This is a genomic window from Hymenobacter sp. PAMC 26628 (genome assembly GCF_001562275.1).
In the GTDB taxonomy this organism is placed as follows: domain Bacteria; phylum Bacteroidota; class Bacteroidia; order Cytophagales; family Hymenobacteraceae; genus Hymenobacter.
This window is the reverse complement of sequence record NZ_CP014304.1, coordinates 911,443-935,802: the sequence shown is the minus strand read 5'-3', so window position 1 is coordinate 935,802 and position 24,360 is coordinate 911,443. Positions and strand designations below refer to the sequence as shown.

The window sequence follows — 24,360 nt, the reverse complement described above, 5'->3', positions numbered from 1 at the left end:
AGGTAAGCGGGGGTTACTGGGGGCCCTATACGGTATCCGTAAAGCTTTTCTGGACGCGGTTGAAAACAATAGTCCCTAGCAATAAGATAACTGTAGTGAAAGCAACGCTGTACGTTAAATATTCCCAGCTAAATGTACCCGAACCCAAAAAGGCATAGCGAAAGGTTTCGACGATGGACGTCATGGGGTTGGCTAGGATAAGCCAGCGGTACTGCCCGGTGATGCTCGACAGGGGGTAGATGACGGGGGTAGCGTACATGAGCAGCTGCACCCCAAAGGCCAGCAGCATGGCCAAGTCCCGGTATTTAGTAGTCATCGCGCTGAATATCATCCCTAGCCCCAGCGACATCAGGCCCATCACGATGACCAGCAACGGCGTAAGCGCAATCAGCCAGTTGGGGTGGATGTTGCTACCGCCCTTCACCAGGTAGTACAGCCAGATGGCCAGGAATAGCCCGAACTGAATAGCAAACCGCACTAAGTTGGAGATAACGATAGACAGCGGCATGGTCAGGCGAGGGAAGTACACCTTGCCGAACATGGTGGCGTTGTCGCGAAACACCGTAGAGGTCACCGTCAGCGTCTGAGCAAAGTAGTTCCAAACTGTGATACCGGATAGGTAGAACACCATCTGCGGTAGCCCATCGGTGGATAACTTAGCTACCCGACCAAAGATGATAACGTAGGTGATGGTGGTGAGTAGAGGCTGGATAAAAAACCAGATGGGCCCTAACACGGTCTGCTTGTACGTCGAAACGAAGTCGCGGCGCACGAATAGCATCACCAAATCGCGGTAGCGCCACACATCGCCTAGGCCTAGGTCCAGCAGGTTGGTACGAGGTTGAATTACTTCGGTCCAGTTCTCCTCCTGCGGGCTATTTTCAGCTGGCAAAGGTTGTGGTTTTTCTAGAACGTTTATCGTGTCCACTAGCAATGGGTAAAATAAAAAATACGCCCGGAAGCAGTTGCTTCCGGGCGTAAAGGTAACTGGCCGGCGGGACATACCTGCTGGAGGGAATTGTACTATGCGACGGGTGTAGGCTGAAATGCCTCTTGATACACGGCCCGGACGCCTTCCGGTAGGCCGGTTCTATAGCGCCAGCCGGCTTCGGCTAGCTTCGATACGTCGAGCAATTTGCGGGGTGTGCCGTCGGGCTTGTCGGTGTTGAAGCGCACGTTGTCCGTGTAGCCCACCGTGTCGCACACCAACTCCACCAGCTCGCGGATGGTCAGGTCTTCGCCGGTTCCCACGTTCACGGGCTCCTTGCCGTCGTAGTGCAGCATCAGGTGCAGGCAGGCATCGGCCAAGTCGTCCACGTGTAGGAACTCGCGCCGCGGGGTGCCGGTGCCCCATACCTCTACTTCGGGGGCCCCGCTCTCCTTGGCCTCGTGGAACTTGCGTAGCAACGCCGGCAGCACGTGCGAGTTGTTCAGGTCATAGTTGTCGCCGGGGCCATACAGGTTGGTGGGCATGGCGCTGATGAAGTTGCTGCCGTACTGGTCGCGGTAGGCCTCGCAGAGTTTGAGGCCGGCGATTTTGGCCAGGGCGTAGGGCTCGTTGGTTGACTCCAGGGGCCCCGTCAGCAGGTACTCTTCCTTGATGGGCTGGGGAGCCATCTTGGGATAGATGCACGAGGAGCCGAGAAACAACAATTTCTTCACATCCTGTTCGTGGCTGGCGTGGATGACGTTGTTCTGAATCTGGAGGTTTTCAAACAGAAAATCGGCGCGAAACGTGTTATTGGCCATAATGCCGCCCACCTTGGCCGCCGCCAGTATCACGTAATCCGGCTTTTCTTCGGCAAAAAAACTGTTCACGGCCGCCGTATCACGCAAATCTAACTCCTTGGAGGTACGGTAGACGATGTTCTGGTAGCCGGCTTTTTGCAGGCGGCGCACCACGGCGCTGCCTACCATGCCGCGGTGGCCGGCCACGTATATTTTGGCGTTCAATTCCATAAAAGAGGTGTTACGTAATGATTGAAAGCTTATAAAGCCCAGGCCGTCATGCTGAGCGCAGCCGAAGTATCTCTCCCGCGTAACTAACTCAAACAATTGAATTACCTGCGCAGGAGAAATATTTCGGCTGCGCTCAGCATGACGGCCTAGATTTAGTTTTTTTTAGTGCAAAAACTAAAAACTAGAACTAGTTCGCCCTCTCCTTCTCCGAGATTCTGCACATAAAGCAGATGCGGCTAGGGGGTGAGGCGCTCGCTGAACGGCCTCCCACGCTGATTACTCGGCGTAGTTCTTCAAAATGGTGTGGCCACCTTCGCGCAGATACTCGTCGCGGCGGGCGCCGTCAACGTCCGACTGCATCATTTCCTTCACCAAGCCTTGTAAATCGTACTGCGGCACCCAGCCCAGCTTCTGCTTAGCTTTAGTGGGGTCGCCGATGAGCAGCTCCACTTCCGTCGGGCGGAAGTAACGCTCGTCTACCTCCAGTACCACGGTGCCCGCGGCTATCTGGTATTCGGAGTTGTGGCAAGCCACCACCCGGCCCTTTTCTGCCACGCCTTCGCCTTCAAAGGCTACTTCGATGCCCACTTCCATAAACGCCAGGCGAATGAATTCGCGCACGGTGGTCGTGACGCCGGTGGCAATCACGAAGTCTTCGGCTTCGTCCTGCTGGAGCATGCGCCACATGGCTTCCACGTAGTCTTTGGCATGGCCCCAGTCGCGCTTGGCGTCGATGTTACCCAAAAACAAAGCGTCTTGCAGGCCCAAGGCGATGCGGGCCACGGCGCGCGTGATTTTGCGCGTCACGAAGGTTTCACCGCGCAGGGGGCTTTCGTGGTTGAAGAGGATGCCGTTGCAGGCGTACATGCCGTAGGCCTCGCGGTAGTTCACCGTAATCCAGTAGCCGTAGAGCTTGGCTACCGCGTAAGGCGAGCGGGGGTAGAAGGGCGTCGTTTCCGACTGGGGCACCTGCTGCACCAAGCCGTACAGCTCCGAGGTCGAAGCCTGGTAGATGCGCGTCTTCTTGGTCATGCCCAGGATGCGCACGGCTTCGAGCAAGCGCAGCGTGCCCACGCCGTCCACGTCAGCTGTGTACTCGGGCGTGTCAAACGACACTTTCACGTGCGACATGGCCCCCAGATTGTAAATCTCGTCGGGCTGCACCTCCTGCACGATGCGAATCAGGTTGGTCGAGTCGCTCAGGTCGCCGTAGTGCAGCTTGAAGTGCACGTTCTTTTCGTGCGGGTCTTGGTACAGGTGGTCGATGCGTTCGGTGTTGAACAGCGAGGAGCGGCGCTTGATGCCGTGTACTTCGTAGCCTTTGCTTAGCAATAGTTCGGCCAGGTAGGAACCGTCCTGCCCCGTGATGCCCGTGATAAGTGCGCGTTTCATGATGTGTGAAATGATGTTTGGATTATAAGATGATTTAGTAAGACACGAGTGGCTACGTGGGGCACAATAAAAGCAATTTAATTGCGGGTTTTATCCGCTTCATACGGCAACTAACATCAAAGATATAAGATGCTGTGTCAATATTTTATCGCTTCCACAGCCTTAAGGCGACTCTTGCGCTACCCTCCGCCCCTGGCAACTTTTCCCTCCTCGTCACTTATCTACCTAGTAAAGGCCTTAATCAGGCCATTAAATACTTGAATAGCCCGGGGCTCTACGTGCCAGTTCACTCATTTGACCATCGTGCCCGGCTAGCAAAAATATTTTAGGCATTATTCAATTTTCTGCAACCGAATACACATTGGCAACTAATCAAAAATTGAATTTATTTGAGTTCAACGCATTTTATTATTTACCCAGCCATTTTCTTTTATTCGTCCAATCGGGTTATCATGCATTCGCTTGCATACCCGCTTTCTTCCAATTTATCGAGCGCCACAACCTCCATTTAGCGCTAGGTTCGAGTATGGCTGGAGCTAGGTTGGAGGCAGGCTCGAGTTACCTTCAAGTTAGTATGCCAGTTATTGCTCCGGCGCAACCCAATTCTCAGCCATGTTGCAGGCGCCCGTGCCTACATCAAGATGCCACTGAAGCAGTCAGCCATGTGCTCTGCAAAAATAAAAATTGAACTTTACCAATAAATTAACCTGGCTAGCCTTTATTTCAAGAAGTGCTTAGGCCACGTTAGCACATTCTGAAGATGTTTAGGAAGTCCTCGAAAACAACTAGAACGTCATGCTGAGTGCAGTGAAGCATGATGTTCAGTAGAGTTCCTAAACAGTCTTTCTGTTACTAGCGGCGGGAAGTGCTGGGCCTACTAGCCCCTGGAATGGTTTCTTGGTTAGTGTACACGCGGCTATCGCTTAGCTCTCCCTTTCCTTATTCGGAGACGCTGCGCATTAAGCAGATGCGGCCGGGGGGGTGAGGCGAACGGGTAGAACAATTGCGAAATTACTATAAGTCGCTTTAAAACAGTTCTTTGACTACGTACAGGGGCCGGTTGCGAGCAGCATCCAGCCCGCGCCACACGTATTCACCGATTACGCCCAGGGCTATCATCTGGAAAGCCGACACGAACAGCAGCACCACCATCAAGGTGGTCCAACCGGCCGGCTCGTTAGGGTGCACGAGCTTGAGAGCGATGACGTAGAGCCCATAGAGAAAAGCGAGCAGGCCCAGGCCCAGGCCCACCACCGAGATGGCCCGGATGGGCACGAACGAGAACGAGACCAGCGAGTCAATCAGGAGCGTGATTTTTTTGGTGAGCGTCCAGCGCGAACGGCCAATCTGGCGCTTACGGCGGGTGTAAGGCAAGCTCACGTACGCAAACCCCAGCCACACCATCAGGTAAAACACATTGGAGTTGCGCTCGTGCAATTTCAGAATTTCGGTGGCCACCTGCCGGTCAAACAAGGCGTAGTCGAACCCCCCGTCCGGAATATTACGCAAAGCCAGTCGCTTCATTAGCCAGTGAAATCCGCTGGCCAGCCACTCGCCCGCGCCGGTTTCTTCGCGCTCCTGCCGGTTGCCAATAACCAGCTTGAAACCCTGCTGCCAGTAGCCGTACATCTGGGCCATCAGGGCGAGGGGGTCCTGCAAGTCGGCCGTGGTGATGGCCAAGCAGTCGCCGGTGGCGTGGGCCAGGCCCGCCACAATGGCATTGTACGAGCCCACATTGCCAGCCAGGTCCACAATGCGCAGGCGGCCGGGGTACTGCGCCTGGGCCCGGCGCAGGGCCCCCAGGGTATCGTCGCCCGACCCATCGTTGACGAACACATACTCGAAGGTTAGGCCGGGTGCGAAGTTGGCTTCGTTGGCTACCAGCTCGGCCACCGTCACCGGAATATTTTCCTCGTTGTAGTAGCAAGGAATGACGATGGAAAGCTTGGGCATGGTGCTCTGTTCCGGGAATATAGGCGGCGCGGCCGTCGCCAGCCCACGGCTTGGCGGGCCCCGTTGGCCACAAAACTGCTTTAAAATTGGCGAATGGCCATGGCTACGGCAGCAACTTGCTCTTCCGTCATGCCCGGCCACAGGGGCAGGCTCAGGCAAGTGGCGGCCAGGTTTTCGGCAATGGGCAGGGCCCCGGCCGCCCACCCGAGCCCCGCGTAGGCGGGCTGGCGGTGCGGCGGTACGGGGTAGTGGATGAGCGTGCCGATGCCCTGAGCGGCCAGGTGCTGCTGCAACGCCTCGCGGCGCGGGGTGTGCACCACGTAGAGGTGGCACACGTGGGTGGCTCCGGGTGCCACGGCGGGCAGGCGTAGGCCGTCGGTACCGGCAAGGTGCTCGCCGTACCAGGCAGCCAGCTGCTGGCGCTGGGCCGTCCAGGCCCGCAGGTGCCCGAGCTTAACGCGCAGCACAGCGGCTTGCAGCTCGTCGAGGCGGGAGTTGTAGCCGATGACGTCGTTGTGGTACTTGCGCGCCGAGCCGTAGTTGCGGAGCGTGCGCACCTGCTCGGCCAGGCCCGCGTCGGCCGTGGTGAGGGCCCCAGCGTCGCCGAGGGCCCCCAGGTTTTTGCCGGGATAGAAGCTGGTGGCGTTCAGGGCCCCGAAGGTGCCGGTGAGCCGCCCGCCGAAGGCGGCGCCCTGGGCCTGGGCGTTGTCTTCCACCACGTGCAGGCCGTGCTGCCGGGCCACTTGCATGATTTCCGGCATGCGGCACGCCTGGCCATACAGGTGCACCGGCACGATGGCGCGGGTGCGCGGCGTGAGGGCCGCCGCCAGCCGCGCCGGGTCGAGGTTACTGGTGGCGGGGTCGGGCTCGACGGGTACCGGCCGGGCCCCCACGTGCGTTACGGCCAGCCAGGTGGCAATGTAGGTATTGGATGGCACCAACACTTCGTCGCCGGGCCCCACGCCCAGGGCCCGCAGCGCCAGCGCCAGCGCGTCGAGGCCGTTGGCCACGCCCACCGCGTGCGGTACCTGGTTGAAGGCCGCGTACTCGCGCTCAAAGGCCGCTACCTCATCGCCCAGCACGTACCAGGCCGAATCGTAGACCCGGGCCATGGCGGCCAGCACCTGCGCGCGCAGCGGCGCGTGCTGGGGCACAATCGAGAAGAAAGGAATCGGTAGGGGCCCTGGCATCGTGCGCGCAACGGCCGCCGGCGTAGCAGTCCGGCGGGGTAGGGCCGGGCAAAGATAGGCCCGCCCCTACCCCGCCGCCCGGTTCCGCACTAGTGTCCGGAACTGGTCGTAGTCGCGGATGTAGTCGGCCTCGTCGTACGGCTGCGAGGCCAGCACCAGCTGCACTGCCGAGTGCGAGTACTGCATGGTATGCCACGTGAAGGGCGGCACGTACAGCCCCACGTGGGGGCCTTCGAGCCGGAAGGTGTGCAGGCCCCCCGCCGCCGTTTCGGTGATGACGGTGATGCGTCCGGCCACGGCCACCAGCACCTGCTCGGTGCGGTGGTGAGCATGGCGGCCCCGCACGATGCTCTCCGGGGTGTAGTACGTCCAGAACACGCGCTGCACCGCAAACGGTACCTCCGCCCCCTGCCCGTCGGCCACCGAGATGTAGCCGATGTCGGGGGCCCCGAGCTTGGGCAGGGTGATGAGGTACGGTTCGGCGAAGGCGGACATGGCGCAACAAAAAAGCGGGAACGGCTTGGCGCCGCTCCCGCTTCAAAATAACTACCCGGGGCCCGATTACACTTTCACGTGCTCCTTGAAATACTCCAGCGTGCGGCGCAGGCCCTCGGCCCGGTCCACCTTGGGCTCCCAGCCCAGGATTTCCTTGGCCTTGGTGATGTCGGGCTTGCGTTTCATCGGGTCGTTTTCGGGCAGTGCCTGGTAGGTGGGCTTGAACTCGACGCCGGTGAGGCGGGCAATTTCTTCGCCGAACTCCTTGATGGTGATTTCCGACGGGTTGCCAATATTCACTGGCATGTGGTAGTCGCTGAGCAGCAGGCGGTAGATACCCTCCACCAAGTCGTCTACGTAGCAGAACGAGCGGGTCTGCGAGCCGTCGCCAAACACGGTCAGGTTCTCGCCGCGCAGCGCCTGCGACAGGAACGCCGGCAGCACGCGGCCGTCGTCGAGGCGCATCCGGGGCCCGTAGGTGTTGAAGATGCGGATGATGCGGGTTTCCAGGCCGTGGTGGTTGTGGTAGGCCATCGTGATGGCTTCCTGGAAGCGCTTGGCCTCGTCGTAGCAGCCGCGGGGCCCCACGGGGTTCACGTTGCCCCAGTATTCCTCCACTTGCGGGTGCACTTCCGGGTCGCCGTACACTTCCGACGTGCTGGCAATCAGCATCCGGGCCCCCTTCACGCGGGCCAGGCCCAGCAGGTTGTGGGTACCAAGCGAGCCCACCTTCAGAGTCTGAATCGGAATTTTCAGGTAGTCAATCGGCGAGGCCGGCGAGGCGAAATGCAGGATGTAATCCAGCTTGCCGGGCACGAACACAAACTTGCTGACGTCGGCGTTGTGGAACTCAAATTCCTTCTTACCAAACAGGTGCTCAATGTTTTGGAGCGACCCGGTAATCAGGTTGTCCATCGCAATGACGTGGTAGCCTTCGGCCAGGAACCGGTCGCAAAGGTGCGACCCCAGGAAGCCCGCCCCACCGGTGATGAGGATACGTTTTTTTTCTTCAGTCATAAGTGAAAAGTAAGCGCCAAATTAAAGAAGGTAGGTCATGCTCATCTGACGTCCGCCTGTCGAAGCATCTCTCCCGCGGCAGTAATCAAATTAGTCAGCGGGAGAGATGCTTCGACAGGCGGACGTCAGATGAGCATGACATTCTACTTGATTCGATTAATATTTATACTAAGAAACCGCTGGCTCTTTGTGGTCGGTTTTCACCCCGATGCAGTGGTAGGCAAAGCCTAACTCTTTCAGCTCCTTGGCTTCGTAAATATTACGGCCGTCGAAGATGGCTTTTTGCTTCATTAAGCGGGCTACTACGTTGAAGTTTGGCACTCGGAAGTCGGGCCATTCCGTTACCACCAGCAGGGCGTCGGCATCAATCAGCGCGTCGAACTCGTCCTTGGCGTAGGCAATCTGGTCGCCCAGGCTGTGCTTGGCTTCGGGCATGGCCACCGGATCGTAGGCCGTTACGGTGCAGCCGGCCGCCAGCAGCTTCTCGATGATGACCAATGAGGGCGCCTCGCGCATGTCATCGGTCTTCGGCTTGAAGCTGAGGCCCCACACGGCAATATGCAATCCGCGCAATTCCCCTTGGAAGTGGCGGCTCAGCTTATCGTACAGCACCGATTTTTGGGCGTCGTTCACCGATTCTACGGCCCGTAGCACCTGCATGTCGTAGCCGTTTTCCTGGGCCGTTTTGATCAGGGCCTTTACATCTTTTGGGAAACACGACCCGCCGTAGCCAATGCCGGGGTAAATAAACTTGGTGCCGATCCGGGCGTCGGAGCCGATGCCGCGGCGCACCATGTTAACGTCGGCCCCCATGATTTCGCAGAGGTTGGCCACGTCGTTCATGAACGATATTTTCGTGGCTAGCATCGAGTTGGCCGCGTATTTCGTCATTTCGGCCGACGGGATATCCATGAAAATAATCGGGTGGCCGTTGAGCAGGAACGGCTTGTAGAGCTTGGTCATCACGTCCTCGGCCCGCTCCGATGCCACGCCCACCACAATGCGGTCGGGCTTGAGGAAGTCGTCGATGGCCGCGCCCTCTTTCAGGAACTCAGGGTTGGAGGCCACGTCGAATTCAACGGCAGCGCCGCGCTTTTGAAGGGCTTGCTCCAGTTCAGCGCGCACCTTGGCGGCCGTGCCCACCGGCACGGTGCTTTTGGTGACCACCACGCAGTACTCATCAATGTTTTCACCGATGCCGCGGGCCACGGCCAGCACGTACTTCAGGTCGGCCGAGCCATCTTCACCGGGCGGGGTGCCCACGGCAATAAAGGCCACGTCGCAGCCCTTGATGGCTTCGCTCAGATTAGTCGAAAAGTGCAACCGTCCTTTCTCGACGTTGCGAGCTACCATTTCCTCCAGGCCCGGCTCGTAAATGGGGAGGATGCCGTTGTGGAGGTTATCGATTTTTTTCTGGTCGATATCAATGCAAGTCACATCAATACCTACTTCGGCAAAGCACGTGCCCGTCACCAGGCCGACATAGCCAGTGCCTACTACTGCAATCTTCATTTTAATGGGTTAAGGTTTAACATTTGGAAATATAAAAGCTAAGCAACGCACTCAGGGAGGCGAACAAAGGTATTCACCTATTAAAGCATATATTTTTTCCACCACGTTTGAAAGACGATGAGGGCCCAGATGCGCGCGTGGACGTCGCCGGGGCTGCGTGAAAAAAGCTGGGCCTTGAGCTTGCGTACCGCGTCAACGTCGAAAATGCCCTGGCTCGCCACGAACTCGTCGGCCAGCAGGTCGTTTTCAATAAGGGGCCGCAATTCGTTGCGCATCCACTTCAGCAAGGGTACTTCGAAACCGTGCTTGGGCCGGTCGTAGAGTTCGGGCGGCAGCTCGGCGCGGAAGGCGTCCTGCACGATTCGCTTTTTCATGGTGTCGTCTACCTTGCTGCTGACGGGCAGCGAGAAGGCAAAATCCACTACTTTGTAATCAAGGAACGGAGTACGCACTTCCAGCGAGTTGGCCATGCTCATCAAGTCCACTTTCGTGAGCATGTCGTAGGGCAATACCAACGTCATGTCGGTGAGCAGCACCTCGTTGAGGTCACCGTCGGCGTGCAGGTTTTCCAGGATGTCTTTGCGGCGCTTCTCGGCCAGCTTCTTGCCGATTTTCTGGCGGCTGGCGGGGCTGAGCAGGGCCCGGGCATCCTTTTCAGAGGCGAAGGTGGCCCAGTCCCAGTACCGGTCCTTCACGCCGGACAGCATGCCGCGCGAGAAGCGCTGGAGCTGGCGCACCTTATTGCCAAAGAAGCCGTTGCGCGACTTGGGCAGCGCGTCCCACAGGAAGTTCAGGCCCGTCACGGCTTCGGCCTTGAAGCCGCCCTGACGTACCTTGTACTCGCCCATGTGCTTGTTGTAGCCCCCAAAAATCTCGTCGGCTCCGTCGCCGCTCAGCGCCACCGTCACTTGCTGGCGGGTGCGCTGGCTGAGGATGTACACGGCCAGGGCCGACGAGTCGGCAAACGGCTCGTCGAGGTAGTCCAGCATGTCGTGCAGGTGCTCGTACAAGTCGTTGTTGGTAAGCGAGAAAACCGTGTGGTTAGTCTTATGTCGGGCCGCCACCAGGTTGGCGTACTTGGTTTCGTCGAAGAACGGCTCGTCCTTGAAGCCGATGCTGAACGTGCTCAGGTGCGGGGTGTGGCGGGCGGCCAGCGCCGTGATGACGCTCGAATCGATGCCGCCGCTCAGGAAAGCCCCCAGCGGCACGTCGGCCACGAGGCGGCGCTGCACGGCGTCGTCCATCAGCTCGACCAGCTTTTGCTGCTGCTGCGCGTAGCTGAGCTTGTTTTTGGCAACTTTCTTGGGGTCGTACGGAATCTTGTACCAGGCCTTGCCTACCACCTTGCCGTCCGTCACGTACAAATAATGGCCGGGCAACAATTTCTTAACGCCCTTGAAGATGCTGGCGGGCCCCGGGATGTAGTTGAGCTGCAAATACTGGCTCAGGGCCACGTAGTCGAGCTTGCGTGGCACACCCAGGGCCAGCAGCGACTTCATCTCGGAAGCGAAAAATAGCTGGTCTTCGTCGCGGTACACCAGCAGGGGCTTCACGCCGTACCGGTCGCGGGCAATGAAGAGCGAGTTTTCCTCTTTGTCGTAGATGGCAAAGCCAAAGAAGCCGTTCAGCTTTTTAAGGAAGCTGCGGCCTTCAGTAATGTAGAGCTGGAGGATAACTTCGGTATCGGTCTGCGAGTGAAACCGGCAGCCTTTTTTAATCAATTTCTCGCGCAGCTCGCGGTAGTTGAAGATTTCGCCGTTGAAAACGATGGTGTAGCGGCCGGCTTCGTCGGTCATTGGCTGGTTGCCGTCGGCCGATAAATCGAGGATGGCCAGGCGGCGAAAACCCAGCCCGCACTGGTCGTACACGAAGTGGCCCTGCGAGTCGGGCCCACGGCGGGCAATGGCATCGGTGGATGCCTGCAAGCACGTCAGCGACTGGCGGCCGGCATCAGAAAAGGCAAAAACTCCGGTAATTCCACACATAAGCTGCGGGCGAAAGTACGCACGGCCAGCGGTTGGGGCCCCAGCGTAGCGCAGAGTTCTATCCGCAACCCGGGCCCCACGAAGGCAGTACACCCGGCAGTTTCCACCCATTTTCCCCCCGTATGAATCCTTCCGACGCCACCCTCGACCAACAGTTCCAAGCCGCCGTGGAGCGGGTCAACAACCTGCCACCCGATGCCGCCGCGGCTCAGATGACCGACCTCTACGGCCTCTACAAGCAAGCTACCGACGGCGACGTAGATATGCAAGGCGACGCCGTGGCCGCCGACGAAGCCACCGACGCCAGCGGGCCCGCGGGCCTCTCGCAGGGCCAGTGGGACTCCTGGAACAAGTACAAGGGCACGCCCCAGGAGGAAGCCAAGCGCCAGTACGTGGCCCGCGCCGCCGAAGCCGCTGGGGGCCCCGCCGGTGCCGCCTCCGCCCAAACCGTGCCCACCGACGGCCGCACCGGGGCCCCCGCTGCCACCGACCACGGTGGCCTGCGCGGCGATATTACCGAAGGGGCCCCGTATGGCGGGGAGGACACGTTGAAGGACGCGCAGAAATAAACAGGCCCTGGAGGACTGTGCATTAAAAAACTGATCATGCTGAGCGTAGCCGAAGCATCTCTCCCGCTGAGTAATTTAATCTACTAACGATTAGAGTAGTCAGCGGGAGAGATGCTTCGGCTGCGCTCAGCATGACCGTTCTTATTGACTTAACACAGCGCGCTGGGGCTCTAAAGCAACGGACTAAAATATTTTACCTGGGTTCATAATGCTGTGCGGGTCAAACACTTGTTTGATGCCGCGCATCAGGTCGAGGTTGATGTCGGGCAGGGCGATGCCGATGTAGCCCTTCTGCACCAGGCCGATGCCGTGCTCGCCACTGATGGTGCCGCCCAGCCGCACGCAGAGCCGGAAAATCTCGCTGATGGGCTCGCGCAGGCCCACGTTCCACGTCTCGTCGTCGAGGTCGCCGCGGATGATGTTGACGTGCAGGTTGCCGTCGCCGGCGTGGCCGTAGCACACGGTTTTGAAGCCGTACCGGGCCCCTATTTCCTTCACGCCCTTCAGCAGCGTGGGCAGCTCGGCGCGGGGCACCACGGTGTCTTCCTCTTTGTACACCGAATTGTAGCGCACCGAATTGCCGATGTTGCGCCGAATGCGCCACAGCTCGTCCTTTTGGGCTGCCGTATCGGCCAGCAGGATTTCGCCCACGTCGTAGCGCTCCAGCACTTCGTACACCTGCTCGGCTTCCTTGTAGAGGTACTCCAGGTCCTGGCCATCCAGCTCGATGAGCAGGTGGGCCTTGATGTCCTCGGGCAGGGTGAGCGGGATTTTGAGGTAATCCGACGACCAGGCGATGGCCTCGCGCTCCATAAACTCCATGCCTGAGGGCACGATGCCGGCCCGGAATACGGCCGACACCGCCTCGGCCGCCTGCGCCTCCTGGCGGAAGGGCACCAGCATCAGGATGTTCTGCTTCGGGTAGGGCAGCAGCCGGAACACCGCTTTGGTGATGATGCCCAGCGTGCCTTCCGAGCCCACCATGAGCTGCGTGAGGTTGTAGCCGGTGGCGTTTTTGAGCGTGTTGGCGCCGGTCCAGATGATGTCGCCGGTGGGCAGCACCACTTGCAGGTTCAGCACGTAGTCCTTCGTCACGCCGTACTTCACGGCCTTGGGCCCCCCGCTGCTCTGGCTCAGGTTGCCGCCCAAAAAGCACGAGCCCTTGCTGGCCGGGTCGGGCGGGTAGAACAAGCCCACGGCCTGCACGGCGTTCTGGAACGCCTCCGTCACCACCCCGGGCTCGACGGTGGCTTGCAGGTTGCGCTCGTCGATTTGCAGAATTTTATCGAAGCGCGCCATGCGCAGCACCACGCCGTGGTGCACCGGCAGGGCCCCGCCGCTGAGGCCCGTGCCCGCCCCGCGGGCCGTGACGGGCACCCGCGCCGCGTGGCAGAGGCGCATGATTTGGCTGATTTCCTCGGGCGTGCCGGGCGTCAGCACCACGTCGGGGGCAAAGTGCAGGTCCTCGGTGTGGTCTTGGCCGTAGGCGGCGTACTCCTCGGCGGGCACGCGCTGGGCCGTGGCCACGTGGGCGGGCCCCACAATGGCTTCGAGCTGTACCAGCAGCGCGGGGGTGAGGGCGTGGAAGTCGGGCATGAGAAAAAGAAATGAGATTTTGCAGGTATACGATTGACAGCTAGTAACAATCGGCACCGAGGAATTGTACCGGCGGCGCAAAGGTCCTATTTTGACCGGCGAATAAAAGTATATTTGCCGCCGATGGGTAGGAGGACGACGAAGATACTGCTGCTGTTTGGGCTCTGGGCCGCGTTGGTGCTGGGCGCGTGCAGCCGCAAGCTCAACTACCGCGACGGCCGTTACCGCTCGGCCCGCGACATGGTGCGCCTCAAGCACGGCAGCCGGGGCCCCGCCCGCCCGGCCTTCAAAACCAAGGACAAGTACAGCCCCGCCGGCGGGGCCACCACCAAAACCGTGGCCAAGCGCCCGTTTCGCGCCGGCAGCGCCACCGGTACGCTGGCTACCGTCATCGACGCAGCCCGCGCCTACCAGGGCACTCCTTACTTGTTCGGGGGCACCACGCGGCTCGGGCTCGACTGCTCGGGCCTGCTCCAGCTGGCGTTTGGCGAGGCGGGCGTGGCCATTCCGCGCTCGTCCAACGAGCAGGCCGTGTGGGGGGCCCCCGTGGCGGCGCCCGACCTGCGCCCCGGCGACCTGATTTTTTTCGGGGCCTCGCCCGGCAGCCGCACCATCACCCACGTGGGCCTGGTAACGGTGGTAGATGCTGACGGGGTGGATTTTATCCATGCCTCCAGCTCGCTGGGCGTGGTCGAAAACAGCTTCGAATCGGATTACTATTTGAGCCGGTTCATCCGCGCCGTGCGGCCCCGATTGTAAGAACTCCCCTTACCTTTGCCTAGCCATTTGGTGTGCCGAGTAAATAAAGTATTAGGTAACGTTGGCTTAACACTGCTCTTGCTCAGTTACTCATTCTTTTTTTACCCCTTCTGCTGCGTTTCTTTTCTCCACTAACCCTTTTCGTATGAAGCTTTTACGTTTACGCCAACTGCTGCTGCTGGTGCTGATGGTTTTCACAACCCAGGTGGGTTGGAGCCAAGGCACCACCACGGCCGCCATGAACGGGGTAATCTCGGACAAAACCGGGATGGGCCTGCCCGGGGCCACGGTTATCGCCGTGCACACCCCCACCAACACTCAGTACGTGGTGCCGACCAACTCCGACGGTCGCTTCAACCTGCAGAACATGCGCGTCGGGGGGCCCTACACCGTGAAAGTGAGCTTCGTGGGCTACCGCGACGTGCAGCGCGACGGCGTGTTCCTGAGCCTGGGCCAGAACCTGCGCTTCGACGTGAAGCTGGACGATGCTTCGACCGAGCTGACTGAAGTGACCGTGAGCGGCCGCCGCGACCCGGTGATGAACGCCAGCCACACCGGCGCCAGCACCACCGTGCAGCGCGAAACCATCGAGCGCCTGCCCACCCTGAACCGCTCGCTCAACGACTTCACCCGCCTCACGCCCCAGGCCAACGGCCAGAGCTTCGGCGGTCGCAACAGCGGCTATAACAACATTACTGTCGACGGCGCCATCTTCAACAACGCCTTCGGCCTATCGTCGACGGTGGGCGGCCAGGCCGGCGCGCAGCCGATTTCACTCGACGCCATCGACCAGATTCAGGTGAGCATTGCCCCGTTCGACGTGCGCCAGGGTTCCTTCACCGGGGCCGGCATCAACGTGGTGACCCGCTCGGGCAGCAATAAGTTCTCGGCTTCGATCTACGACTTCTACCGCAACCAACAATTTGTGGGCAGCAAGGTAGGCAACGTAGACTCGCCCTACCCCACCTTCAACCTGAACAACGTCGGCTTCCGCATCGGGGGTCCTATTGTGAAGGACAAGCTATTCTTCTTCCTGAACGCTGAGCGCGAGCGCCGCAACGACCCGCCCACGGGTAACTACACCGCCAACCGGGGTACCACCACGCCTCCCCTGGGCGGCACGGTGTCCACGGCTTCGGGCCGCGACCTTGATGCCCTCAGCAACTTCCTGCAAGCACAGTACGGCTACAGCGCTGGCCCGTATGAAAACTTCGTTCTCCGGTCGAATAGCGACAAGATTACGGCCCGCTTGGACTGGAACATCAGCCAGAACCACCGCTTCAACATCAAGTACAACTACTTGAAGTCGTTCTCCGACGTGCCGCCGAGCACTTCCGGCGCCATCGCCGGTCAGCGTTCACAGTCATACTTCGGCCTGCCCTTCCTTTCGTCGTACTACACCATCAACAACAACCTGAACTCGATCATTGCCGAGTTGAACAGCACATTCGGCAGCGGCAAGTACTCGAACAACCTGACGGGTGGCTACTCGGCTTTCCGCGACCTGCGCTCCAGCCTCGGCGGCAACCCTTTCCCGCTGGTTGACATCGGTACCGGCACGGGACTAAGCACCGGCGCCGCGCTAAGTGGCATTAACGCCCAAAACTCGCTGACCTCGTTTGGTTACGAGCCCTTCACGGCGTTCAACCTGCTCAATTCGGACGTGTACCAGCTCGGCGATAACTTCACCGCTTACCTCGGCAAGCACAACGTGACGGTGGGCACCTACAACGAGTATTACAAGTTCCGCAACGGCTTTGCGCCGAACTACTACGGCAACTACTCGTTCAACTCGCTGGAAGATTTTTACAACTCGGCTGGTTTTAGCTACAACCGCACTACGGCTACCGCTACGCCGCTTGCGGCCGGGGTAACCCGCCAGGGGCCTCAACGCTACAACCTGCAATACTCAGCCCTGCCCGGTGGTCAGTTTCCCTACGCCGATATTCAGGCGGCCCAGTTTGGCCTCTACCTCCAGGATGAGTGGTCGCCCCGCAGCAACCTGCGCGTGACCTACGGCATTCGCGCCGACTTGCCCTTTGTAACGTCGGACCTGCAGCAGAATACCAACGCCGCGGCCCTCACGTTCCGCGACGGGGTGAAGATTAACACGGGCAACCTGCCCAAGAAGCAAGTGTTGTTCTCGCCCCGCGTGGGCTTTAACTGGGACGTGAACGACGACCGCAAAACGCAGCTACGCGGCGGTACAGGCATCTTCACCGGCCGCGTACCGTTTGTGTGGCTCTCGAACCAAGCCAGCAACAACGGCGTGCAATTTGGGTCATTCAGCACCGCCGGCGCGGTTGCTACAACTGCAAACGGCGTAACCACCCCAAACGCTTCCATCTATCCTTTCAGCCCGAATGTGGACGCCTACCGGCCGCAGAACGCTGCTGCCAACACGGCTTACAACTTGGCCGTGACGGACCAGAACTTCAAGTTCCCCCAAGTATGGCGCACCAACCTGGCCATCGACCAGGAGCTATTCGGCGGTGTAATTGGTACCCTGGAAGCCTTCTACACGAAGGATATCAACTCGGTGTATCACCAGAACGTGAACCTACCCGGCACGGAAGCCAACCCATTTGCCCGCTCGGCTGGGGCTGACAATCGCCCCATTTTCCGTACGCTCGGTGCTCCCTTAACGGGTACTAGTGCCGGCTTGGTTGCTTCTCCCGCCAACTACCAGATTTACGCGGGCCGCGGCGGCGCCACAGCTGCCAACCCTAACATCAGCGATGCTATCCTGATGAAGAACACCAACAAGGGTTACTCCTACGCCATCACGGCGCAGCTGCAAAAGACCTTCAATAACGGCGTATACGCCAGCGCCGCTTACACCTACTCCGACTCCCGCTCGGTGAACGACGGCGGCTCGATTGCTCAGTCCATCTGGCGCGACCGCTCGATCTCGGGCGATCCGAACGCCGAGGCGTTAAGCTATTCGCAGTTCCTGTTACAGCACCGCGTGATTGGTTCGCTTTCGTATCGCCACGAGTACTTGGGCCACTTGGGAACCACACTTTCCATGTTCTACCAAGGGGCACCAGCTGGCCGCTTCTCCTATGTATACTCCGGTGACATGAACGGTGACAACCAAACGTCGAACGACCTGATGTATATCCCACGTAACGCCAACGAAATCAACCTGCGTGACATTACCCTTACTACGGCTCAGGGTGGCGGCACATACACCGCAGCGCAGCAGTTCACAGACCTGGACAACTACATCAACCAGGATAAGTACTTGAGTAAGCACCGTGGCGAGTACGCGGAGCGCAACGGTGCCGTATTGCCCTGGCAGCACTCACTGGACATGCGCTTGCTCCAGGACATCTTCACCAACATTGGTACCAACCGCAATACTTTGCAGTTGAGCATCGACATTTTCAATATCGGTAACCTAATCAACAGCAACTGGGGCACTTTCCAGACCCCCAACCGCAGTAATCCACTGACCTACGATGGCTACAACGCCGCCGGCCAGCCAGTGTTTGAGTACCGCTACCTGACCAATCCGTCCGTGGCCACCGACGGCTCGAAGGCCGCTGGCGTAAAGCTGACGGACACGTTCCGCAACAACACTGGCGGTATCGGCTCGCGGTGGCAGGGCCAGGTTGGCGTGCGCTACCTCTTCAACTAAGCCTTTCGGCCCACGTTGCCTCGAAAAGCGGGCGGAACTTCGGTTCTGCCCGCTTTTTTTCTGGCTGATTAGTTGGGCGTTGGCTTTGGCTGGGCAAAAAAAGCGCTGGGGGCCTTGCCTATGTGCGCCGGGGCCTTACTTTTGCAGAACCAAATCGCAATAGGCGCCGCGGTAACCCACAAAACGGGGGATTAGCTCAGTTGGCTAGAGCGCTTGCATGGCATGCAAGAGGTCATCGGTTCGACTCCGATATTCTCCACTTTCTCAAAAGCCCGGTTCGCTTGCGTACCGGGCTTTTCTGTTTTTATGGCCTAGCCGAATTGCATTGCCTGGGGGCACAATCCTGCACCGGGGCCCCAGCACAGAAACGCCCGCTTGCTTGTTACGCACTGGGCCGCCCGTTGCGGTTCCTTTCCTACTTACTTCCCTTATGGCTACTCTCCAATTCAAAACTACCATCAACTGCGCCAACTGCGTGCGCGCCATCACCCCCGCCCTCAACGGCGAGCCCGCCATCCAAAGCTGGCAGGTTGACACAGCGGGGCCAGATAAACTCCTCACCGTGCACACCACGCTGGGGGCCCCGCAGGTGGCGGCGCTGGTGAAGGAAGCCGGCTTCGAGGCGCAAGCCGTTTAAGCCGGCTCTTTTCCGTTTAATTTCTTTAAAAGCGTGCTTCGGTGCGCTTTTGCTTTTTAGGGGGCGGCGGGCAGTTGCCCGGCCCGGCAGGCGAGGCGGAAGCTGTGAAAGTCTTCGCGCACCGCTGCCTTGGCTCCCGTGGCGAAGTGCAACAGGCCGGGCAGCCAGTCGGCAGCCGCCTGGCCAAAGGCCATTAGCTCGTCGGGGCCCGCGGCGCCCTGATGGGCAGCGGCCCTCAGGTGGGCCCAGGCCAGCAAGCGCCCAAACGTGGGCACGGCGTTTCGAAAAGCGGAGGCCCCGCGGGTGAAGTTGGTAAAGTCCAGCTTGTCGGCCACGGGCTGCAATTCCCGCAGCACGTACGGCTGCTCGGCCAGCACCAACGGCTGGAGGAGGGCCGGGGGCACGGCTTGCAGCCACGTTTGGGCAGTGACTACGCGCTCCGCTTCCGTGGCCCACGTGGGCTGGGGCACGGGGCAATACACCGCCGGCGCCGCGGCGGGGGCCGCCTTCAAGTCCAGGAGCCGGGGCAGCTTGCCGGGGCGCAGCGACGCGGCTAGCACGGCGTAGCGCCGCACCCCGAGGCTGCCCACCCCCGCAATGCGCCCGGCCACGTCGAGCAGCGGGCCGCAGGGCGGGTGGGCTTGCGCCTGCCGCCACGCCTCCAGCCCTTGCAGTACAGCTTGGTGCTCGGCCGGGGGCAGGGGCCGTAGGTTGGGGGCATGGGCGGGCAGCAGGTGCCAGCCGCCGCGCCGGCGGGCACGGCCCGCCAGTAGCGCCCGCTGCCGGCGCTGCGCGACGGCCTTCAGCAACTGCCGCACCACGCCGCGGGCCGTGGCCCGCTCCAGCTGGTAGGGCTTGCCTGTAGCCAGGGCCGCGGCGTAGGCGGCCAGCAGGTCCTGGGCCAGGGCCTGGCGCTCGGCCGGGGGCAGGCCGAAGCGGGCGGCGGCCAGCAGCACGCTTACGGCCAGGCGGCCCACGTCCCAGCCCACGGGACCCAGCACGGCCTCGTCGAAATCGTTGACGTCGAAATACACCAGCCGGTTATCGCCCCGGAAGCTGCCGAAGTTTTCCACGTGGGCATCGCCGCACAGCCAAGCCACGGGGCTGGCTTTTAGCAGCGGCTCGGCTTGGAACCGGGCGTAGTAAAGCGGGGCGCTGCCGCGGAAGAAGGCCAGCGCATCGGCCTGCATCCGGTGGTAGCGCAGGGCCAGCAGCTCGGGTACACGCCCGGCATCGTGGCGGTGGATGAATTCGGCAACGGATTCGGGCATGGCACGGCAAGGAAAATGAATTGCAAGCTACCAGCCGCGCTTAGTAACCACGTGAAGATAGACTCACTGAAGCTTCATTGAAGGATAGCTACGTTTGAATAGCATTTTCCATCCTTGGGTAAGCAAGGTTTTTCTATTTCACCATGCGCTTTCTTCTTTTTGCCCTCCTGCTGGTGGGCCCTGTGCTGGGCCACGCCCAGCAGCTGCCCGCCGCTCCAGCCCTGCCCACCGTGCCGGCTCAGGCCACCCAGGCCGCGGCGGCAGCCGGCACGGCCACCACTGCGGCCAAAACCAAAATGGCTACCTCCTACCAAGCCGCCGCCCCCGAGCAGCGGGCCGAACGCATGAGCCAGCAGATTGGCAAGCAGCTGGGGCTGGACGCGGCCACCGTCGCCAAGGTGAAAGCAGCCGCCCTCGTGCGGGCCCAGAAAATTGACGCCATCCAAACCGGCCCCGACTCCAACAAGGCCAAAAACACGGCGCTTCAGGCCAACGCCACCGACTTTAAAACGGCCCTCAAAGGCATTCTCACGCCCGAGCAATTTGCCAAGTACACCACCCGCGGCGCTAAAATGGCGGCCGAGTAAGCACGCCCCCTCCTCTTGCGGTACTGCCCCAAGAACCACTAAAAAAGCCCCGCTTCGGCGGGGCTTTTTTATTTTTTGGCATAGGCAAACTACCGCTGGGGCCCCTACACAAACAGGCCGTCGACCGAGAGGTACCGCTCGCCGGTGTCGTAGCAGAAGGTGAGGATGCGGCCGCCCCGGGGCACATCGGGCAGCTTTTTAGCCACGGCGGCTAAGCTAGCGCCCGACGAGATGCCGCAGAACAGGCCTTCTTCGCGAGCGGCGCGGCGCGTCATCTCGTAGGATTCGGCCTGCGTGATCTGGATAACCCCATCCAGGATGGCGGTGTGCAGGTTTTCGGGAATGAAGCCCGCGCCGATGCCTTGGATGGGGTGGGGCCCCGGGGCCCCACCGCTGATGACGGGCGACGCCTCGGGCTCGACGGCGAAGGTTTTCATGTTCGGGAACAACGGCTTGAGGGCCTCCGTGATGCCCGTGATATGGCCGCCGGTGCCCACGCCGGTGATGTGAAAATCGAAGCCCTCGGGCATGTCGCGCAGAATTTCCTGGGCCGTGGTTTCGGCGTGGATGCGCACGTTGGCGGGGTTGTTGAACTGCATGGGCATCCAGGCGCCGGGCGTGGCGGCCACGATTTCGTGGGCCTTCTCGATGGCGCCCTTCATACCTTTTTCGCGGGGCGTCAGTTCCAGGCCGGCGCCGTAGGCGGCCATGAGGCGGCGGCGCTCGATGCTCATGCTCTCGGGCATCACGAGCGTGATTTTGTAGCCCTTCACGGCCGCCACCAGGGCCAGGCCCACGCCGGTGTTGCCGGAGGTGGGCTCCACAATGAGGCTGTCGGGGGTGAGGATGCCGTCCTTTTCGGCCTGCTCGATCATGGCCAGCGCGATGCGGTCCTTGATGGAGCCGCCGGGGTTGCTGCGCTCCAGCTTCACCCACACCTCCACGTCGGGGCGGGTGGCGGCAAACAGCTTGTTGAGGCGCAGCAGCGGCGTGTGGCCAATGGCTTCGAGGATGTTATTGACTTTCATTCGGTTTGATTGTTCGATTGTTGGGGGGGTAAATTGTTGGCCGGGCAGCGGCATTTCTTGTGGCTACGTTAAATTTTCAGGCGCTCGTTCGTGAATTTTATGGGCGAATTAATAGCCTTGGGCAGTCGTTGCAATTCTGTGTACACCTGCATGTATTGCGCCGGTGTAACGAGGCCCCGCACTTTTGCCTTCTCGTTCCAATCCAGGGCCTCAAATAATGAGCCGCGTGCGATGCGGTAAAAGCGCACCTTGTCCTTTTTGCTAAACCGGCCGAAGCCCTCGGCAATATTGGCCGAAATGCTGTCCGTGGCCCGCACGAACTGTTTGCCCACCGTGCGCTGGGCCAGCTGTTCACAACTCGCAACCTGTCGCCAAACCACATTGCTCAATGCAAAACTGATGCGATATGCTTCGATGTCCCCCAACTTCAGGTATCTAGGCTCAGTACCCATATTATCTGGTGGCAGCAACGAAGGTTCCAAGGGGCAGTTAGTTTAACAATTAAACCATGCAGCAATTAAACAATTCAACCACAAACCATTAAATCGAAAACATCAGTTCGTTGGCCGGGTCTTCGGTGCGGGAAATGTGGATTTGGGCGCGGTGGTAGACGCGCGAGTGCGAGGGTACGCTTTCGGTGAGCCACACGTTGCCGCCGATGATGCTGCGCGTGCCCACCACCGTGCTGCCGCCCAGGATGGTGGCGCCGGCGTAAATTACCACTTGGTCCTCGATGGTGGGGTGGCGCTTGTGGCCCTGCAAGCCTTTCGTGACGCTGAGGGCCCCGAGCGTGACGCCCTGGTAAATCTGCACGTTGGCCCCAATTACGGCCGTTTCGCCGATGACGATGCCCGTGCCGTGGTCGATGCAGAACGCCGGGCCGATGCGGGCCCCGGGGTGGATGTCGACGCCCGTGCGTTGGTGGGCGTGCTCAGCCAACAGGCGCGGCAGGCGCGGCACGCCGCGCTGGTGCAGGGCGTGGGCCAGCCGGTGGATGGCCGTGGCATAAAAGCCGGGGTAGGTGCTGATGACCTCGGCGCGGTCCTGGGCGGCGGGGTCGCTGGCGAGGATGGCGGCCGCGTCGCGCAGCAGGGCCTCGCGCAGCAGCGGCAGCTGGACTGTGAACTCGGCGGCCAGCGTGGCGGCCGGCGCGGGCAGCCCCGGCACAGCGGCCAGCAGGGCCCCCAGCTCGGCCCGGAAGCGGTGCAGCTCGGCGGCCACGGCGTCGGCGCTGGTCAGGGGGCGCTCGGCGCGCTCGGGGAAGAGCAGGGCCAGCAGGTTGTCGGCCAGGGCGCAGAACGCGGCCCCGGGCAGGGCGTCGGGCACGGCCGCGTGGGCCTGGGCAAGGTGGGTAGCAAAACCAGCGGAAGGGGTGGTCACGACAAGCAAGGGGAAAAATATAAACAGGCAAGGCCAACCGACTTAACCCCGCCGGCTGCGGAAGGTTTGCGGCCAGCCGGGCAACCGCTGCCCGGCGCCGGCCGTTAGCCTACTCGCTACCCGTAGCTTTTTTCTCCCTTTTTCAATTTCCCGAAAATGTCCGATACCACCATCACCAAAGTCGATTCGCGCCACTCGCCCAAGGGCCCCGAGGGCGAAAAATTCCTGGCTTCCGGCAAGCACGTGTCCATGCGCCTGTGGGAAAACGAGCAACCCGGCGAGCCCAAGGCCCCCAGCGCTGCCGCCTACGAAACCGTGGGCTACGTGCTCAGCGGCAAGGCTGAGCTGCACCTGGCCGGCCAAGTGGTAATCCTGGAACAGGGCAACTCGTGGGTGGTGCCCCAAGGCGCCGAGCACACCTACAAAATACTCGAAAGCTTCTCGGCCGTAGAGGCTACCTCGCCGCCCTCGCAAATGCACGGCGGGAAGTAACCGCAGCAATTCTGCTTAAATGAACGCGGCCCCGGGGGCCCTGGCAGCCGCGCCAGGGGCCCCGGGGCCGCGTTGCGTTTGGTCCGGCGTTCACGCGCGCTACACGTGGCCAATTTGTTCTTTACCGGATGTTCCACACCCCGCGTTTACCCCGCGTTACTCTGTGAAAATCTACCTCTTACTTGCCCTGGCGCTAAGTACCGCGCCCCCCGGTGGGGCCCTGGCGCAGGCCCCGCCAACCCGGCGCGACACCACGTTCTTCGACGCTGGCTGGCACCACGTCAGCCGGTCCAACGCCGTATTTTTCGGCTGGGTGACCCCACTCGACTCGGGCCGCTGCCGCATCCAAACCTACTACCTCACCGGCGAGCGGCAGTTTGAGGCCGTGGGCCGCCCCGGCCCCCCGGTGGTGCGCGACGGGCCCGCCACGTTCTACTACCGCTCGGGCCAGCCGGAGGCCGCCGGCCGGTACGCCAATGGCAAACGGACGGGCCCCTGGGAGTATTGGCACGAAAACGGCACGCCCAAGCCCACCCTCACCTTCGTGCCCCGGCCCCCCACCCCCGACGGCGGCGTGCCGCAGCTGGTGGAACAGATGCCGGCGTTCCCCGGCGGCCAAGTGGCCCTGCTGCACTACCTGGCCACGCACGCGCACTACCCCACCCCCACCGATAAAACCCAGCCGCGCCCCGCGGGCCAGGTATTCGTGCAGTTCGTGGTCGACTCTACTGGGGCCGTGGTGCGGCCCGTGGTCCTCAAAAGCCTTGCCCCGGCCTGCGACGCCGAGGCCCTGCGGGCCGTAGGCAGCCTGCCCCGCTGGGCCCCCGGCCGCCGCAATGGCCAGCCCGTGGCGGTGCGCTTCGTGGTGCCCCTCACCTTCCGGCCGTAGCCGGCG

Annotated in this window: 21 protein-coding genes and 1 tRNA gene; 8 read left to right on the top strand and 14 right to left on the bottom strand. The window is 61.0% G+C overall.

The genetic code is table 11. The features are described from left to right. Positions 1 to 25: 25 nt before the first annotated feature. The 9 genes from AXW84_RS04425 to asnB form a co-directional block, all read right to left on the bottom strand. Entirely contained in the window at positions 26 to 892 is an 867-nt protein-coding gene (locus AXW84_RS04425; RefSeq protein WP_068238905.1) for an ABC transporter permease, read from the bottom strand. 131 nt (positions 893 to 1,023) lie between these two features. After that, on the bottom strand, positions 1,024 to 1,959 hold the full coding sequence (locus AXW84_RS04420) for a GDP-L-fucose synthase family protein (protein ID WP_068229246.1): 936 nt from the start codon (positions 1,957 to 1,959) through the stop codon (positions 1,024 to 1,026). A gap of 276 nt (positions 1,960 to 2,235) precedes the next feature. Then, positions 2,236 to 3,351 (bottom strand): GDP-mannose 4,6-dehydratase, encoded by a 1,116-nt coding sequence (gene gmd, locus AXW84_RS04415; RefSeq protein WP_068229243.1) that lies wholly within the window; start codon positions 3,349 to 3,351, stop codon positions 2,236 to 2,238. A gap of 1,026 nt (positions 3,352 to 4,377) precedes the next feature. Continuing rightward, positions 4,378 to 5,304 (bottom strand): glycosyltransferase family 2 protein, encoded by a 927-nt coding sequence (locus AXW84_RS04410; RefSeq protein ID WP_068229240.1) that lies wholly within the window; start codon positions 5,302 to 5,304, stop codon positions 4,378 to 4,380. Positions 5,305 to 5,384: 80 nt separating this feature from the next. Continuing rightward, the gene (locus AXW84_RS04405; RefSeq protein ID WP_269465516.1) at positions 5,385 to 6,458 is read right to left on the bottom strand and encodes a DegT/DnrJ/EryC1/StrS family aminotransferase; all 1,074 of its coding nucleotides are present in this window, start codon (positions 6,456 to 6,458) and stop codon (positions 5,385 to 5,387) included. 102 nt (positions 6,459 to 6,560) lie between these two features. Then, complete coding sequence (locus tag AXW84_RS04400) at positions 6,561 to 6,989, bottom strand: sugar 3,4-ketoisomerase (RefSeq protein ID WP_068229234.1); 429 nt, start codon at positions 6,987 to 6,989, stop codon at positions 6,561 to 6,563. A gap of 66 nt (positions 6,990 to 7,055) precedes the next feature. After that, positions 7,056 to 8,006, bottom strand: a complete 951-nt coding sequence (locus AXW84_RS04395; RefSeq protein ID WP_068229231.1) for a UDP-glucuronic acid decarboxylase family protein — start codon at positions 8,004 to 8,006, stop codon at positions 7,056 to 7,058. A 168-nt stretch (positions 8,007 to 8,174) separates the two neighbouring features. Next, complete coding sequence (locus AXW84_RS04390) at positions 8,175 to 9,518, bottom strand: UDP-glucose dehydrogenase family protein (RefSeq protein WP_068229228.1); 1,344 nt, start codon at positions 9,516 to 9,518, stop codon at positions 8,175 to 8,177. An 80-nt stretch (positions 9,519 to 9,598) separates the two neighbouring features. Beyond that, the gene (gene asnB, locus AXW84_RS04385; RefSeq protein WP_068229225.1) at positions 9,599 to 11,503 is read right to left on the bottom strand and encodes an asparagine synthase (glutamine-hydrolyzing); all 1,905 of its coding nucleotides are present in this window, start codon (positions 11,501 to 11,503) and stop codon (positions 9,599 to 9,601) included. 122 nt (positions 11,504 to 11,625) lie between these two features. On the opposite strand from asnB, the gene AXW84_RS04380 reads away from it, so the two are divergent. Beyond that, a complete protein-coding gene (locus AXW84_RS04380; RefSeq protein ID WP_068229222.1) occupies positions 11,626 to 12,072 on the top strand; it encodes an acyl-CoA-binding protein in 447 nt (148 codons plus the stop codon). A 183-nt stretch (positions 12,073 to 12,255) separates the two neighbouring features. On the opposite strand, the gene AXW84_RS04375 is transcribed toward AXW84_RS04380, so the two are convergent. Beyond that, a complete protein-coding gene (locus AXW84_RS04375) occupies positions 12,256 to 13,668 on the bottom strand; it encodes an FAD-binding oxidoreductase (protein ID WP_068229219.1) in 1,413 nt (470 codons plus the stop codon). A gap of 123 nt (positions 13,669 to 13,791) precedes the next feature. Between AXW84_RS04375 and AXW84_RS04370 the strand changes: the two genes are divergently transcribed. The 4 genes from AXW84_RS04370 (at position 13,792) to AXW84_RS04355 (ending at position 18,707) form a co-directional block, all read left to right on the top strand. Continuing rightward, positions 13,792 to 14,427, top strand: a complete 636-nt coding sequence (locus AXW84_RS04370; RefSeq protein WP_082773694.1) for a C40 family peptidase — start codon at positions 13,792 to 13,794, stop codon at positions 14,425 to 14,427. Between the two features lie 145 nt (positions 14,428 to 14,572). Further along, the gene (locus AXW84_RS04365; protein ID WP_068229213.1) at positions 14,573 to 18,070 is read left to right on the top strand and encodes a TonB-dependent receptor; all 3,498 of its coding nucleotides are present in this window, start codon (positions 14,573 to 14,575) and stop codon (positions 18,068 to 18,070) included. Positions 18,071 to 18,255: 185 nt separating this feature from the next. Next, a tRNA-Ala gene (locus AXW84_RS04360) sits at positions 18,256 to 18,329 on the top strand. 171 nt (positions 18,330 to 18,500) lie between these two features. After that, positions 18,501 to 18,707 carry a heavy-metal-associated domain-containing protein gene (locus tag AXW84_RS04355; protein ID WP_068229210.1) on the top strand — a complete coding sequence of 69 codons (207 nt, stop codon included), beginning with the start codon at positions 18,501 to 18,503 and terminating at the stop codon, positions 18,705 to 18,707. A 56-nt stretch (positions 18,708 to 18,763) separates the two neighbouring features. On the opposite strand, the gene AXW84_RS04350 is transcribed toward AXW84_RS04355, so the two are convergent. Continuing rightward, positions 18,764 to 19,978, bottom strand: a complete 1,215-nt coding sequence (locus AXW84_RS04350) for a DUF2252 domain-containing protein (RefSeq protein ID WP_068229207.1) — start codon at positions 19,976 to 19,978, stop codon at positions 18,764 to 18,766. Between the two features lie 143 nt (positions 19,979 to 20,121). Here AXW84_RS04350 and AXW84_RS04345 point away from each other — a divergent pair, with 143 nt between their 5' ends. Continuing rightward, on the top strand, positions 20,122 to 20,565 hold the full coding sequence (locus AXW84_RS04345; RefSeq protein ID WP_068229204.1) for a hypothetical protein: 444 nt from the start codon (positions 20,122 to 20,124) through the stop codon (positions 20,563 to 20,565). 104 nt (positions 20,566 to 20,669) lie between these two features. Here the strand turns inward: AXW84_RS04345 and cysK are convergent, their stop codons facing one another. The 3 genes from cysK to AXW84_RS04330 form a co-directional block, all read right to left on the bottom strand. Then, on the bottom strand, positions 20,670 to 21,593 hold the full coding sequence (gene cysK, locus AXW84_RS04340) for a cysteine synthase A (RefSeq protein WP_068229201.1): 924 nt from the start codon (positions 21,591 to 21,593) through the stop codon (positions 20,670 to 20,672). 68 nt (positions 21,594 to 21,661) lie between these two features. Beyond that, positions 21,662 to 22,075, bottom strand: a complete 414-nt coding sequence (locus AXW84_RS04335) for a four helix bundle protein (RefSeq protein WP_236943243.1) — start codon at positions 22,073 to 22,075, stop codon at positions 21,662 to 21,664. Positions 22,076 to 22,133: 58 nt separating this feature from the next. Continuing rightward, positions 22,134 to 22,973, bottom strand: a complete 840-nt coding sequence (locus tag AXW84_RS04330; RefSeq protein ID WP_068229194.1) for a serine O-acetyltransferase — start codon at positions 22,971 to 22,973, stop codon at positions 22,134 to 22,136. 156 nt (positions 22,974 to 23,129) lie between these two features. Here AXW84_RS04330 and AXW84_RS04325 point away from each other — a divergent pair, with 156 nt between their 5' ends. Continuing rightward, entirely contained in the window at positions 23,130 to 23,465 is a 336-nt protein-coding gene (locus AXW84_RS04325) for a cupin domain-containing protein (protein WP_068229191.1), read from the top strand. 163 nt (positions 23,466 to 23,628) lie between these two features. Beyond that, a complete protein-coding gene (locus AXW84_RS04320) occupies positions 23,629 to 24,354 on the top strand; it encodes an energy transducer TonB (protein WP_068229188.1) in 726 nt (241 codons plus the stop codon). Positions 24,355 to 24,360: the final 6 nt, after the last annotated feature.